At 68.4% G+C, this 13,781-nt stretch carries 12 protein-coding genes; 6 read left to right on the forward strand and 6 right to left on the reverse strand.

Annotation, left to right across the window (positions count from 1 at the left end):
* Positions 1-24: 24 nt before the first annotated feature.
* From CRP45_RS07620 to CRP45_RS07630, 3 genes are all read right to left on the reverse strand, one after another.
* Positions 25-1,200 (reverse strand): AAA family ATPase, encoded by a 1,176-nt coding sequence (locus tag CRP45_RS07620; RefSeq protein ID WP_179830784.1) that lies wholly within the window; start codon positions 1,198-1,200, stop codon positions 25-27.
* A gap of 115 nt (positions 1,201-1,315) precedes the next feature.
* Positions 1,316-2,734, reverse strand: coding sequence for an NlpC/P60 family protein (locus CRP45_RS07625; RefSeq protein WP_097244341.1), 1,419 nt, complete (start codon positions 2,732-2,734; stop codon positions 1,316-1,318).
* Between the two features lie 266 nt (positions 2,735-3,000).
* On the reverse strand, positions 3,001-3,564 hold the full coding sequence (locus CRP45_RS07630; protein WP_097244342.1) for an Rv1476 family membrane protein: 564 nt from the start codon (positions 3,562-3,564) through the stop codon (positions 3,001-3,003).
* A gap of 290 nt (positions 3,565-3,854) precedes the next feature.
* On the opposite strand from CRP45_RS07630, the gene acnA reads away from it, so the two are divergent.
* Positions 3,855-6,656 carry an aconitate hydratase AcnA gene (gene acnA / locus CRP45_RS07635; RefSeq protein WP_097244343.1) on the forward strand — a complete coding sequence of 934 codons (2,802 nt, stop codon included), beginning with the start codon at positions 3,855-3,857 and terminating at the stop codon, positions 6,654-6,656.
* A 124-nt stretch (positions 6,657-6,780) separates the two neighbouring features.
* Entirely contained in the window at positions 6,781-7,347 is a 567-nt protein-coding gene (locus tag CRP45_RS07640) for a TetR/AcrR family transcriptional regulator (protein ID WP_067780864.1), read from the forward strand.
* A gap of 6 nt (positions 7,348-7,353) precedes the next feature.
* On the opposite strand, the gene CRP45_RS07645 is transcribed toward CRP45_RS07640, so the two are convergent.
* Entirely contained in the window at positions 7,354-8,145 is a 792-nt protein-coding gene (locus tag CRP45_RS07645) for a hypothetical protein (protein WP_097244344.1), read from the reverse strand.
* A gap of 273 nt (positions 8,146-8,418) precedes the next feature.
* Between CRP45_RS07645 and CRP45_RS07650 the strand changes: the two genes are divergently transcribed.
* The 3 genes from CRP45_RS07650 (at position 8,419) to CRP45_RS07660 (ending at position 10,525) form a co-directional block, all read left to right on the forward strand.
* On the forward strand, positions 8,419-8,835 hold the full coding sequence (locus tag CRP45_RS07650) for an acyl-CoA thioesterase (RefSeq protein WP_097244345.1): 417 nt from the start codon (positions 8,419-8,421) through the stop codon (positions 8,833-8,835).
* A gap of 259 nt (positions 8,836-9,094) precedes the next feature.
* A complete protein-coding gene (locus CRP45_RS07655) occupies positions 9,095-9,550 on the forward strand; it encodes a hypothetical protein (protein WP_067780855.1) in 456 nt (151 codons plus the stop codon).
* Between the two features lie 45 nt (positions 9,551-9,595).
* Complete coding sequence (locus tag CRP45_RS07660) at positions 9,596-10,525, forward strand: MvdC/MvdD family ATP grasp protein (protein WP_245909965.1); 930 nt, start codon at positions 9,596-9,598, stop codon at positions 10,523-10,525.
* A gap of 130 nt (positions 10,526-10,655) precedes the next feature.
* Here CRP45_RS07660 and CRP45_RS07665 read toward each other — a convergent pair whose 3' ends face one another.
* Positions 10,656-10,895: a helix-turn-helix domain-containing protein gene (locus tag CRP45_RS07665; protein ID WP_067780848.1), complete on the reverse strand. Its 240-nt coding sequence runs from the start codon at positions 10,893-10,895 to the stop codon at positions 10,656-10,658.
* An 83-nt stretch (positions 10,896-10,978) separates the two neighbouring features.
* Positions 10,979-12,610 carry an ABC-F family ATP-binding cassette domain-containing protein gene (locus CRP45_RS07670; RefSeq protein ID WP_067780845.1) on the reverse strand — a complete coding sequence of 544 codons (1,632 nt, stop codon included), beginning with the start codon at positions 12,608-12,610 and terminating at the stop codon, positions 10,979-10,981.
* A 186-nt stretch (positions 12,611-12,796) separates the two neighbouring features.
* Between CRP45_RS07670 and CRP45_RS07675 the strand changes: the two genes are divergently transcribed.
* Positions 12,797-13,561 (forward strand): SDR family oxidoreductase, encoded by a 765-nt coding sequence (locus CRP45_RS07675; protein WP_097244346.1) that lies wholly within the window; start codon positions 12,797-12,799, stop codon positions 13,559-13,561.
* The last annotated feature ends 220 nt before the right edge of the window (positions 13,562-13,781 follow it).

The following is a 13,781-nucleotide window of genomic DNA, read 5'->3' on the forward strand; positions in this document are numbered from 1 at the left end:
CCTCGGGCGCGGCCGACGCGGCCGTCACTTGGTCTGGTGGTTGCCGGCGGCCGGGGCCATCTGCGGCTGGCCCTGCTGCGGCGGCTGCGGAATCTGCTGCTGGTGCGGGGGCTGCGGCGCGGCGGGCGCGGGCGCGGACTGGGCGCCGGAGTGCACCGCCTGCGGCGCGACCTGCGGCAGGCCGACGGTCTGCAGCACCCGCTTGATGACGTCCTCCGGGCTGACCTCGTCGGCCAGCGCGTCGTAGGACAGCACGAGACGGTGGCGCAGCACGTCCGGGATCACCTCGACCACGTCCTGCGGCACCACGTAGTCGCGGCCGCGGATCAGCGCCACCGCGCGGGCCGCGGCGATGATGCCGAGGCTGGCGCGCGGCGAGGCGCCGTAGGCGATCCAGTTCGCCACGTCGGGCATGCCGAAGTCGAGCGGCTTGCGGGTCGCCGCGATCACCCGGACCACGTAGTCGACCAGCGCGTGGTGCACGAAGGTGTTGGCCGCGACCTTCTGCAGCCGGATCAGGTCCTCCGGGCCGAGCACCTGCCTGGCCTCCGGCGGCGTGACGCCCATCCGGTAGATGATCTCGCGCTCCTCCTCGACGGAGGGGTAGTCGACGACGACCTTGAACAGGAAGCGGTCGCGCTGCGCCTCGGGCAGCGGGTAGACGCCCTCGCTCTCGATGGGGTTCTGAGTCGCCATGACCAGGAACGGATCCGGCATCGGGTAGGTCTTGCCGCCGATCGACACGTGCCGTTCGGCCATCACCTCGAGCAGCGCGGACTGCACTTTGGCAGGCGCGCGGTTGATCTCGTCGGCGAGCACGAAATTGGCAACGACCGGGCCGAGTTCGGTGTCGAACTCCTCGCGGCCCTGGCGGTAGATGCGGGTACCGATCAGGTCGGTCGGCACCAGGTCGGGGGTGAACTGGACGCGGGCGAACGAACCGCCGACCACCCTGGCGAAGGTCTCGACGGCCAGGGTCTTCGCGATGCCGGGCACGCCCTCGAGCAGCACGTGGCCGCGCGCGAGGACGCCGACGAGCAGCCGTTCGACGAGCCGATCCTGGCCCACGATAACCCGCTTGACCTCGTAGATCGCCTTCTCCAGGGTCTGAACGTCACGCTCCAGGGTGCCCGACGCGGGCTCCGGCGCACCTTTCGCCAGATCCGCCCCGCTCACGCTGTCCGTCGAAGTCACCAACATCCCCGCTTTCGCCTTGGTCTCGTGCGTGCTCGCCCCAACTATTCCAGGTATTCGCGCAGCATGCCGCAACCGGCTCCGGTATCAGTGGAATTCGCGCCGGATCGATGGCCGATTCTCAGGAGACGATGCGCACCGCGTAGGGCATGATGCCGCTTTCCCTGACCGGCGAAACCTTCACCACGTCGCCGGACTGCGGCGCCTCGACCATCTTTCCGTCGCCGAGGTAGAGCGCGACGTGCTGGCTGCCGCTCGGCCCCCAGAACAGCATGTCGCCGCGGGCTCGCTCGTCCACCGGAACGCGGGTGCCCGCGTTGTATTGATAGCCGCTGTAGTGCGGCAGCGAGACGCCGATGCCCGCGAAGGCGTAGATCATCAGGCCCGAGCAGTCGAAGCCGACCTTGTTGTAATCGCCGTGGCTGTCGGCAACGCCGCCGTCGCGAATGCCGAGCGTCGGCCCGTTCTCGTCACCGCCGCCCCAGGCGTACTGCACGCCCAATTGCGAAAGCGCCCGGTCCACCACGATTTCCACCGCCTGCGAGCCGCGTGCCGTCGGCCCGCTCGGTCGCGGCGTGCTCTGTCTCGGTGCGGGGGCGTTCTCGAGCTGGGTGTGCGGGCGCCTGCCGTCGCCCGCTTGGGCGGCCCGGTCGCGCGCGGCCTGGTCGGCGGCGGCGCGGGCGGCCGCGGCCGACGCGGCGGCGCGAATCGCGGCCTCTTCGGCGCGACGCTGTTCGTCCCAGGCCAGGAACGCCTCACGCTGGCCCTGTAGCCCGGCGACGTTGGCGCGGGCGATGTCGAGCCTGCCCTGCGCGGCGTCGCGCTCACGCAGCAGGGTGTCGCGCCGCACGGTCTGTTGATCGAGTTCGGCCTTGGCCGCGGCGACCGCGTGCTCGGCGTCGTTCTTCTTCTGCTCGGCCACCGCGGCGGCCGCGTCGGCCTCCGATTTGGCTTGGCGCGCGGTGGAATTCCGGTTGCCCTGTTCGATCTGGGCGCGGCGCAGCGCGTCGAGCACCTGCTGCTGGTTCTTCGTCACCAGGCCGAGCACCTGGGAGCGGTCGATCGCGCCGCCGGGCGACGAGGCCGCCAGATAGGTGACCATCGAGCCGGAGGACGGTCGGGTGTAGGCCTGGGTCGCGAACTCGTCGAAATTGCGCCGCGCCTGCGCGACCTTGGTCCCGGCGTCGGAGAGATCGGCCTGGGTCTGTACGACAGCGGCGGCGGCCGCGTCGGCCACTTCCCGCGCGTTCTGCAAGTCGACGAGCGCCTTGTTGACTTCCTCGCGCTTGCGGGCCACCGCGTCGTCGAGTTCCCGCAACTGCTGATTCACCGTGCCGACCTGGTTGATCAGCGCGCCGACCTCGGTGACGCCCGCGTCGACGCGGGCGCCCGCCGCGGCGATCTCACCGTCGCTCGGATTGGGCGGCGCGGGCGGCACAGCGGCGGTCGGTCCCGCGGTCAGCACCACGGCGACGGAGACGAGCAACCACAGAGCGACCGATAGTCGGCGCGACCGACCAGTCGGACCTTTTTTGTGCATGGCACCTCCCAAGGACTCGAACGCGGCTTCGCCTCACGAGCCCCAACCGCACCAACAAGCTCACTGGGCGGCGGGTAACCCTTTACGAAACTTGTTCCCCATCGGTAACCACTTGAACCGTACGACACTTCTTTCACCAAGAAAACACCAGCAACATAATGACATGCACGTAATTTGCGCATTGCCGAGAATTAGCCGGATCGCCGATCGGAGTTAGGGGGAGAAAACAGACCGGTCGTCAGGAAAAGTGGCGAAAGGGAGACCGCTTATCGAGCGGAAGCGCCGAGGCCGTCGCGCTCGGCGGCGGATTCGGCCGCGGAACGCCGGGATTTCACCCAGTACAGACCGGCGACGACGAGTGCGGTACCGGCCAGCAACACGCTGGTGATCGCGGTCCAGGAGAAGGTCTCCGGCTCTTCGAGGCGGCCGACGAAGATCCGCGCGGCCTCGACCGAGTTGCCCTGCTTGCTCTTGGCGGCGTCCTCGGCCCACTCGAGCTTCACCCGGCTGATGGAATCGCTGTAGGTGCCGACCCAGTCGTCGCTGAGCACCACGACGGTGCCGTGTTCGGTCTTGCCGATCTCGGTGGCCAGGTCCCGTAGATTGGAGTCGTGGCCGGGATTGCCGGGAATCACCACGATGCTGAGCGGGATGCCGTTGGCCCGCGCGTCCGCCACGACCGCCTCGAGTCCCGCCTGGTCCTTCCCCTTCGGCGTCGCCACGTGATTGTCGGCGACATCGGCCTTGATGGTCCGCAACGCGCTGTCGTTGATGGTGGGCGGCAGTTCCGCGACCATGGGGGAGAACACCGAGGTGTACGAGGGGGCCATCTTCCATCCGGTCTGTCGAGCCGCGTCAGCGGGCGCTGCGACGGGCATCCAACACTGCAGGGTGAGCTAACTACTACCCCGGCTAGCTCGAAAGCACAGTACGCGACCCGATGTTCGGCCAGTGCCACCCGCCACGCCGACCGGCCCCCGCGTGTTTCACAGGACAAGCGTACTGTTAGAGTCGTGGCGCGAGGAACCGGCGCTCTCCCAGGCGCAGGAGCCCCTCCAAAGACTCGAGTCGCCGGCACAGCCCCGCCGGTGGCCAACCCTCACAGACGAGTGGAGCTGACGTGACGACAAGTATCGATACTTTCGGCGCCAAGGGCACCCTCGAGGTCGGAAGCAACTCCTACGAGATCTTCCGTCTCTCGGCCGTGCCCGGCACCGAGAAACTCCCCTACGCACTGAAGGTCCTCGCGGAGAACCTGCTCCGCACCGAGGACGGCGCGAACATCACCGCCGACCACATCCGCGCCATCGCGAACTGGGATCCGTCGGCCGAGCCCGACACCGAGATCCAGTTCACCCCGGCCCGCGTGATCATGCAGGACTTCACCGGCGTGCCCTGTGTCGTCGACCTCGCCACCATGCGTGAGGCCGTCACCGCCCTCGGCGGCGACCCGAACAAGGTCAACCCGCTCTCCCCCGCCGACATGGTCATCGACCACTCGGTCATCCTCGACGTCTTCGGTCGCGCCGACGCGCTGGAGCGCAACGTCGAGCTCGAGTACGAGCGCAACGGCGAGCGCTACCAGTTCCTGCGCTGGGGCCAGGGCGCCTTCGACGACTTCCGCGTCGTCCCGCCGGGCATGGGCATCGTGCACCAGGTCAACATCGAGTACCTGGCGCCCACCGTCATGGTCCGCAACGGCCAGGCCTACCCCGACACCTGCGTCGGCACCGACTCGCACACCACCATGGTCAACGGCCTCGGCGTGCTCGGCTGGGGCGTCGGCGGCATCGAGGCCGAGGCCGCCATGCTCGGCCAGCCGGTCTCCATGCTGATCCCGCGCGTCGTCGGCTTCAAGCTGACCGGTGAGATCCAGCCGGGCGTGACCGCCACCGACGTCGTGCTCACCGTCACCGACATGCTGCGCAAGCACGGTGTGGTCGGCAAGTTCGTCGAGTTCTACGGCAAGGGCGTCGCCGAGGTGCCGCTGGCCAACCGCGCCACCCTCGGCAACATGAGCCCCGAATTCGGCTCCACCGCGGCGATCTTCCCGATCGACGCGGAGACCATCAACTACCTGCGCCTCACCGGCCGCACCGACGAGCAGCTCGCGCTCGTCGAGGCGTACGCCAAGGAGCAGGGCATGTGGCACGACGCCGACCACGAGCCCGCCTACTCGGAGTACCTGGAGCTGGACCTGAGCACCGTCGTGCCGTCCATCGCAGGCCCGAAGCGCCCGCAGGACCGAATCCTGCTGTCGGAGAGCAAGATCGCCTTCCGCAAGGACATCTACAACTACGTCACCGAGGGTGACACCGCGCCGCACACCCAGCTGGACGAGGCCGTCGAGGAGTCCTTCCCGGCCAGCGATCCGGCCGTGCTGTCCTTCGCCGAGGACGACGCCGTGCTGCCGACCGCCGCCAACGGCGCCGAAGGCCGCCCCAGCAAGCCGGTCAAGGTCTCCGACCCCGAGCGTGGCGACTTCGTGCTCGATCACGGCGCCGTCGTGGTCGCGGGTATCACCTCCTGCACCAACACCTCCAACCCGTCGGTCATGCTCGGCGCTGCCCTGCTTGCCCGCAACGCGGTGGAGAAGGGCCTGTCCTCCAAGCCGTGGGTCAAGACCAACATGGCCCCCGGCTCGCAGGTCGTCGCCGACTACTACGAGAAGGCCGGCCTGTGGCCGTACCTGGAGAAGCTCGGCTTCTACGTGGGTGGTTTCGGCTGCACCACCTGCATCGGCAACACCGGCCCGCTGCCGGAGGAGATCTCCAAGGCGATCAACGACAACGACCTCTCGGTCACCGCGGTGCTCTCCGGTAACCGCAACTTCGAGGGTCGTATCTCGCCGGACGTGAAGATGAACTACTTGGCCTCGCCGCCGCTGGTCATCGCCTACGCGCTCGCGGGCACCATGGACTTCGACTTCGAGACCGACGCGCTCGGCAAGGACACCGAGGGCAACGACGTCTACCTGCGCGACATCTGGCCGTCCCCGCAGGAGATCGACGACACCATCAAGTCGGCGATCAACCGCGACATGTTCACCAAGTCCTACGCCGACGTCTTCAAGGGCGACGAGCGCTGGCAGAACCTGTCCACCCCGGAGGGCGACACCTTCGCGTGGGACGAGAACTCGACCTACGTCCGCAAGGCGCCGTACTTCGACGGCATGGAGCTGGAGCCGTCGCCGGTCGCCGACATCAAGGGCGCTCGCGTCCTCGCGCTGCTGGGCGACTCGGTCACCACCGACCACATCAGCCCGGCCGGTCCGATCAAGCCAGGCACCCCGGCCGCGCAGTACCTCGACGCGCACGGCGTGGAGCGCAAGGACTACAACTCCCTCGGCTCGCGTCGCGGTAACCACGAGGTGATGATTCGCGGCACCTTCGCCAACATCCGGCTGCGCAACCAGCTGCTGGACGACGTCTCGGGCGGTTACACCCGCGACTTCACCCAGGAGGGCGGCCCGCAGGCCTTCATCTACGACGCCTCGCAGAACTACCAGGCCGCGGGCATCCCGCTGGTCGTGCTGGGCGGCAAGGAGTACGGCTCGGGTTCGTCCCGTGACTGGGCGGCCAAGGGCACCCGTCTGCTCGGCGTGAAGGCGGTCATCACCGAGTCGTTCGAGCGCATCCACCGCTCCAACCTCATCGGTATGGGCGTCATCCCGCTGCAGTTCCCGGCCGGTGAGAGCGCCAAGTCGCTGGGCCTGGACGGCACCGAGGTCTTCGACATCGAGGGCATCACCAAGCTGAACGAGGGTGTGACTCCGAAGACCCTGAAGGTGACCGCCACCAAGGAGAGCGGTGAGAAGGTCACCTTCGACGCGGTGGTCCGGATCGACACCCCCGGTGAGGCCGACTACTACCGCAACGGCGGCATCCTGCAGTACGTGCTGCGGAACATGATCAGGGGCTGAGAACGGCCTCCCCGCGCATGCGGGGATGAGCCCTGTCGCCAGTGCGGAAGGTCCGCGCATCGCCACGGCGGTGCGCGGACTTCTCCGCATCCCGCAGCGTCACCCTTTCAGAGGAGCCACGCTCATGCCCAAGGTCAGCGATGACCACCTCGCCGCCCGGCGCAGCCAGATCCTCGACGGGGCGCGGCGCTGCTTTGCCGAATACGGTTACGACGGCGCCACCGTGCGCCGTTTGGAAGAGGCCATCGGACTGTCTCGCGGCGCCATCTTCCACCACTTCCGCGACAAGGACGCGCTGTTCCTCGCGCTCGCGCAGGAGGACGCCGAGCGCATGGCCGACGTCGCGGCCAACCAGGGCATCGTGCAGGTGATGCGCGACATGCTCGCCCACCCCGAGCAATTCAATTGGCTCGGCACCCGTTTGGAGATCGCGCGCAGGCTGCGCACCGATCCCGAGTTCCGCGCGGGCTGGACCCAGCGCTCCGCCGAGCTGACCGCGGCGACACTGGCCCGCCTGGAGCGGCGCAAGGCCGCGGGCGCGCTGCGCGACGACGTCCCCACCGACGTCCTGCTCGGCTATCTCGACCTGGTCCTCGACGGCCTCATCGCCCGGATCGCCTCCGGCCACACCAACGAGAACCTCTCCGCGGTCCTGGATCTCGTCGAAGCCTCGGTGCGCCGCAAGGAATGACCCGCGTCAGTGGTTGGCGTTGAGATAGTCGGCCGCGTGGGTGGTCCACAGGACGTTCGTGCCCGGCATGTTGTGGCCGGAATACAGGACGTGCTGGCCGTCGGGCCACGGGGTGAGGTAGCCGATGACGCCCTGCACGGCCTTGGTGTAGCGGTCCAGATTGGCCAGCGGGTTCTGCAACAGGAAGCGCAGCAGTTCCTCGAAGATCAGCGGCGTCACGTTGCCGAAGCGAGCGCCCTCGACGAACGAGAACGGGGAGATCCCGACGTCGATCATGCGCAGCGGGGAATCCGGCGGCGAGGAAGTGATGATGTCGCCGGGATTGGCGTATTCCTTGACGTCGAGGCTGGGCCACGCGCCGCGCTGGCCGTGCAGTCCGTAGGTGGACGGCGGGCACAGATTCCCCACGGACTGACCCGCTTTGCGCATCGGGTTGGCGATGTTGACCACGAACGCGATCTCCAACGGCGAGCCGTCGAAGTTCTTGTACCTACCCGATCGCACACCTTCCAGAATGCGACTCGCACAAATCCCGCCGAGCGAATAACTCAGCAGCCCACAGACATTCGGCGAATCCTGAATGGCGCGCACGCCTGCGGCGACGCCGAGCCGGACCGAGGTCTCCAGCGAGGGACCCCACACCTCCGGCGCGGGTCCGACCGAGGCGGGCCAGTTCGGCTCGAACGCGGTGAACTTCTCCGGGTCTAGCAGTTTGGTGACGTCGCGCAGCATGCCCGCGGGCGCGCCATCCGGATTGCGGGGCTCGCCGGTGCCCCGGAGGGTGATGATGTCGATCATCGTTTCTCCTTGCCCGCCTGAAGTTCTGGAAAGAGCACTACGATACGGCCGTGCGCCGTCCGGCACACGAGTAGCGCACTACTCGATTTCGCGCGACGGTTTTCCCGACGCGCCCGGCCGCGCCGCAGGACCACACAGAATCGGACGAACTGTTCTACGCGGTGGTGGGCCGAGCGAACCGCCAACCGGCGGTGATGCGTTCGCGCGCCGGAATGTGGCGCACGCGTCAGCGCGAACGGGAACAACAACGGACGGCGACTGGTTCGCCATGACATGACCTTTTCCGTCCCCGTCGTCGTCCGCGGATACGAGCTCGACACCCAGGGCCACCTGAATCAGGCGGTGTACCTCCAGTACGCCGAGCACGCCCGCTGGGAGCTGCTGCGCGCCGCCGGGGTCGCCCAGGAGAAGCTCATCGAGTCCGGCGTCGGGCCGGTGGTCCTTGAGACGAACATCAAGTACTCGCGTGAACTGCGCGGTGGCGACGAGGTGACGATCAGCTGCGAATTCGCTTGGACCGAAGGCAAGGTCTTCCGGATGCGGCAGCTGATCCGGAAGCTGGACGGCGCGGTGTCGGCTGAAGTCGCCGTCGTCGGCGGCCTGCTCGACCTGACCGAGCGCAAGCTGGTCGCCGATCCGGGCGAGCGTTTCCGAGCTCTCGCCGAGCGACCCGATCTGCTCGGCCTGTAGCGTGGCGCGGCGGCCGACATGGCCGCCAATCTTGGGCAATACCCGTCCGCTACCCCCACTCGGAAGTAGCTGGAAGATTGCGGTAGGGCTATTTTCGGACTGCCGAAAATCTTTCGGCGCTAGCGCCTTCCGTGTCCGGATCCGGTTTGCCAACGGCCGTGAAATCTTTCGATCCGGGCCGGGGCCGACCCCTTCCGCGTTATGATCCAGTTCACGCTCGGGGGTCCTGGCAAATCGCGAGCAGATCGGAGAGCAGACCATGGCCGACGCAATCCACCGACCCGGTGTCACGTCGACGGAAGACCGCGTACCCGCACTGCAAGGCCTTTTGGTGGCCGAGTCGGAACGCGAGATCACCGTCCGTGTCGCCGAGGGCACGTGGACCTTCCGTCGTGACGATGTGCTCCGCATGCTCGACAACGTCGCCGACGACCAAGCGGGCGACGGCCGACCGGTCCTGGTGGACATCCGCCCCGGCGCCACCGCCGACTTCACCCAGCGGCTGCGCATCGACCTCGTCGACCGGCCGATGACCATCGCCGCCGCGCCCTCGGAAGCGCTGGGTGACGAACTGCTGCAACAACTCACGGCCACCTGGGCCGACCGGCTGCGGCTGGTGGACTACCCGGCGGGCAGCGGCGCGACCTATACCTACTGCCAGACGAAATCGTTCGCGACGAGTGACGACGGCATCAACTGCGACAGCCTCGACTGAGCGGACCTGCCCATGGTGAGCCGGCTCCCAGGCTCGGTCCTGATCGTGTCCGAATCCGATGATCTGCACGCCACCGCGATGGCGGCCACGTTGCGAGAACACCACGGGCTCAGTCCGATACACCTCGACCTGCGCGACTTCCCGCGCGAGTCGGGCAGTTTCCGGCTGGACCGGCTCGGCACCACGCGCTCGCTCTCGCATGTGATCGGGCTCGATACCGTCCGTTCGGTGTGGTGGCGGCGACCGCACCCGTGCCAGGTGCCCGGCGGCGTACGAGCCTCGGACGACGCCTACCGCCAGGCCGAGTGCGACGGGTTCATCCAGGGCCTGCTGTGGTCGATCCCGGCGTTCTGGATCAACGATCCCGGCGCCGACCGCACCGCGGGACGCAAGATCGTCCAGCTGGAGACGGCGCAGCGCGCCGGGTTCGCGATCCCCGAGACGCTGATCACCAACGATCCGGACGAGGCGCGCAGCTTCGTCGAATCACGGCCCGGCCCAGTGGTTTACAAGCGCACCGGCACCGGACGCGCGGAATTCGCCGAGACCAGGATCATCACCGCCGCCGATTTCGGCAAGCTGGCGGGCATTCGGTCGGCGCCGACCACCTTCCAGGACTACATCGAGGCCGAGTGCGACCTGCGGGTGGTGTGGGTGGACGGCATCGCCTGGACGGTGCGCATCGACTCCCAGGCGGGTGTCGGCCGGGTCGACTCCCGGCTGGACACCTCCGTCGAGTTCACCCGCGACCAGCTGCCCGCCTCGGTGAGCAAATCCCTGGCCACGCTCATGGGCGCGCTCGGGCTCAGCTTCGGGGTCCTCGACCTGCGCCTCGGCTTGGACGGCGAGTACTACTTCCTGGAGGTCAACCCCCAGGGTCAGTTCGCCTACCTGGAGATCAAGACCGGCCTGCCGATCTTCCAGAGCCTGTCCAACCTGCTCGTGCACAGCGACGGCATGGTTCCCGGATACTGACCGTCGGCACGCGTCCCCCGCTCCTCCTCTCGTCGGCGCTGTCCGGTCGAGGGACGGCGCCGACGCGAAGAACTTCCCGCGGTGGCGGCGAAAGACCTTGTACCGCCACCGGATTCGCGGGCGCGGGACGTTACTTGCCGGGGCTCTTACGGCGGTTCGCGCCACCCCGGCTGCGGAGCTGCACGTGCGACTCCACCAGCACGTTGTGGATGAAACCGTAGGAGCGTCCGGTCGACCTCGCCAGCGAACGAATGCTGGCGCCCGCCTCGTATTGCTTCTTCAGCTGCGATTGCAGACGGTCACGCGATTTCCCCGTGACGCGTGTGCCCTTACCCAATGTGGCCTTGCTTTGTGTGGCCCTGTCGCTCATGGCTTCCTCCGAGTCGCCGAGCAGCGCGTCTTTCCAGGCTAAGCACTGAGCAGGCCGTGATCAACGGGTTCGTGTGATGAAACTCACGCGAGCTGAATCAGTTCCAAATATTCCGCGGACCAGTGGTCCTCCGTGCCATCGGGGAGGAGAATGACCCGCTCCGGCGACAAGGCCTCCGCGGCGCCCGGATCGTGGGTCACCAGGACGACCGCCCCGGCGTAGGTGCGCAGCGCGTCGAGCACCTGCTCGCGGGACACCGGGTCCAGGTTGTTGGTCGGCTCGTCGAGCAGCAGCACGTTGGCCGCCGAGGACACCAGACCGGCCAGCGCCAAGCGGGTCTTCTCGCCGCCGGAGAGGGTGCCCGCGGGCTGGTCGAGCTGCGGACCGGTGAACATGAACGCGCCGAGCAGGCCGCGCAGGTCCTGTTCACCCGCGTCCGGCGCCGCGTGCCGGATGTTCTCCCACACCGTGGCCTCGTCGTCGAGTGTGTCGTGCTCCTGGGCGAAGTAACCGATCTTCAGACCGTGCCCCGGCACCAGACCGCCCGCCGTCGGCTGCTCCACCCCGGCGAGCAGGCGCAGCAGCGTGGTCTTGCCCGCGCCGTTGAGGCCGAGCACCACGACCCGGCTGCCGCGGTCGATCGCCAGGTCGACGCCGGTGAAGATCTCCAGCGAGCCGTACATCTTGGTCAGGTTCTCGGCCATCAGCGGCGTCTTGCCGCAGGCGGCGGGCTCGGGGAACTTGATCCTGGCCACCTTGTCGGCGACGCGCACCTCGTCCAGCTCGTTGAGCAGTCGCTCGGCGCGCTTGACCATGTTCTGTGCCGCAACGGCTTTCGTCGCCTTGGCGCCGAGCTTGGCGGCCTGCGCCTTGAGCGCGGAGGCCTTCTTCTCGGCGTTGGCACGCTCGCGGCGGCGGCGCTGTTCGTCGGTGGCGCGGGCGTCGAGGTACTTCTTCCAGCCCATGTTGTAGACGTCGGCCTCGCCGCGCACGGCGTCGAGGAACCACACCTTGTTCACCACCGCGTCGAGCAGTTCGACGTCGTGGCTGATCACGATCAGGCCGCCGTCGTGGTTCTGCAGGAACCCGCGCAGCCAGGTGATCGAGTCGGCGTCGAGGTGGTTGGTCGGCTCGTCGAGCAGCAGGATGCGATCCGAGCGGCCGCCGCTGCCGTCGGAGGCGGAGAACAGGATGCGCGCCAGTTCGATTCGGCGGCGCTGACCGCCGGACAGGGTGCGCAGCGGCTGGCCGAGCACCCGGTCGGGCAGGCCGAGGCTGTGGCAGATCCGGGCGGCCTCGCTCTCGGCGACGTAGCCGCCGAGCGCCGAGAACCGCTCCTCGAGCCTGCCGTACTTGCGGACCGCCTTCTCGCGCTCCTTCTCGTCGGCCACCTCGGCCATCAGCGCCTGCTGCTTCTCCATGTCGCGGATCAGCGTGTCCAGGCCGCGCGCGGAGAGCACCCGGTCGCGCGCGAGCACGTCCAGGTTGCCTTCCTTGGGATCCTGCGGCAGATAGCCGATCTCGCTGGAGCGCAGGATCTTTCCGGCGTACGGCTCGCCTTCGCCCGCGAGGATGCGCAGCGTGGTGGTCTTGCCTGCGCCGTTGCGCCCGACCAGTCCGATGCGGTCACCGGCTTGCACCCGCAGCGCGGGGCCTGGCGCCGACAGCAGGGTCCGGACTCCGGCCCGAACCTCGAGGTCGGTCGCGGTGATCACAGATGGGCTCCTCACGGATGGTGGTGGTCGTGGCGCGGCGGGGCCGGGCAGTCGCTGCTCGATTGTGCGCCCCTCGAGGCACAAGAACCACTGATTTTACCTGTGCCCGCGAGCGGTCCCGCAGCCGAGGAAGCCGGTGTGACCGCGATAACGGCGGCCGGTCCGGCTTCGGTAGCGTGCGATGCCATGAGTACCGATCTGTTGGGCAAGAGCGCGCTGGTCAGCGGGGCCAGCCGGGGCATCGGCAAGGCCGTGGCGGCCGAGCTGCTGCGCCGAGGGGCGAACGTGGTGATCACCGCGCGGAAACCGGAACCGCTGGAGGAGGCGGCCGCCGAGCTGCGAGCACTTGGCCATCAGGGCCAGGTCGTCGCGCTGGCGGGTAACTCCGGCGACCCGGAGAGTCGCGCCGCGGCGGTCGAGCGCGCGGTCTCGGAGTTCGGTTCGCTCGACATCCTGATCAACAACACCGGCATCAACCCGATCTACGGCGCGCTGATGGACGCGGACCTGGACGCGGTGCGCAAGATCTTCGACGTCAACGTGGTCGCCGCGCTCGGCTACATCCAGGAGGCGTACAAGGCCTGGATGCGTGACAACGGCGGCGCGATCGTCAACGTCGCCAGCGTCGCGGGCCTGCGGTCCAGCGGAGTGATCGCCGCCTACGGCTCCTCCAAGGCCGCGCTCATCCACCTCACCGGCGAGCTGGCCTGGCAGCTCGGCCCGAAGATCCGGGTGAACGCGGTGGCGCCAGGCGTGGTCAAGACCAAATTCGCCGACGCGCTCTACTCCGCCGACGAGGAGCAGGCCGCGGCCGCGTATCCGATGAAGCGGCTGGGCGCCCCCGAGGACGTCGCGCGGCTGATCGCGTTCCTGGTGTCGGACGAGGCCGCGTGGATCACCGGCGAGACCGTGCGCGTCGACGGCGGCCTGCTCTCCACCGGCGGCATCTGATCGACGGCGAGCGACGGCCCATCGGCACCGGACGGCGGTTGATCGTCATCGCAGGACAGCGGCTGCTGGGCATCGGGCGACCGCAGCCGAGCGACATCGCGCCACAACGACCGCTGGGTGCCAGGCGACGGCGACCGCTCGACACCGCACGGCGGCGACCGCTCGACACCGCGCGACAACGGCCGCTGGGCACCGCGCGACAACGGCCGCTGGGCACCGC

Source organism: Nocardia amikacinitolerans, from assembly GCF_900215415.1.
Classification (GTDB): Bacteria; Actinomycetota; Actinomycetes; order Mycobacteriales; family Mycobacteriaceae; genus Nocardia; species Nocardia amikacinitolerans.

Bases quoted from the DNA above. Each gene is read 5' to 3' on its own strand.
- CRP45_RS07620 (WP_179830784.1), bottom strand. From the start codon at position 1,200: ATGTTGGTGACTTCGACGGACAGCGTGAGCGGGGCGGATCTGGCGAAA.
- CRP45_RS07625 (WP_097244341.1), bottom strand. From the start codon at position 2,734: ATGCACAAAAAAGGTCCGACTGGTCGGTCGCGCCGACTATCGGTCGCT.
- CRP45_RS07630 (WP_097244342.1), bottom strand. From the start codon at position 3,564: ATGGCCCCCTCGTACACCTCGGTGTTCTCCCCCATGGTCGCGGAACTG.
- CRP45_RS07640 (WP_067780864.1), top strand. From the start codon at position 6,781: ATGCCCAAGGTCAGCGATGACCACCTCGCCGCCCGGCGCAGCCAGATC.
- CRP45_RS07645 (WP_097244344.1), bottom strand. From the start codon at position 8,145: ATGATCGACATCATCACCCTCCGGGGCACCGGCGAGCCCCGCAATCCG.
- CRP45_RS07650 (WP_097244345.1), top strand. From the start codon at position 8,419: ATGACCTTTTCCGTCCCCGTCGTCGTCCGCGGATACGAGCTCGACACC.
- CRP45_RS07655 (WP_067780855.1), top strand. From the start codon at position 9,095: ATGGCCGACGCAATCCACCGACCCGGTGTCACGTCGACGGAAGACCGC.
- CRP45_RS07665 (WP_067780848.1), bottom strand. From the start codon at position 10,895: ATGAGCGACAGGGCCACACAAAGCAAGGCCACATTGGGTAAGGGCACA.
- CRP45_RS07675 (WP_097244346.1), top strand. From the start codon at position 12,797: ATGAGTACCGATCTGTTGGGCAAGAGCGCGCTGGTCAGCGGGGCCAGC.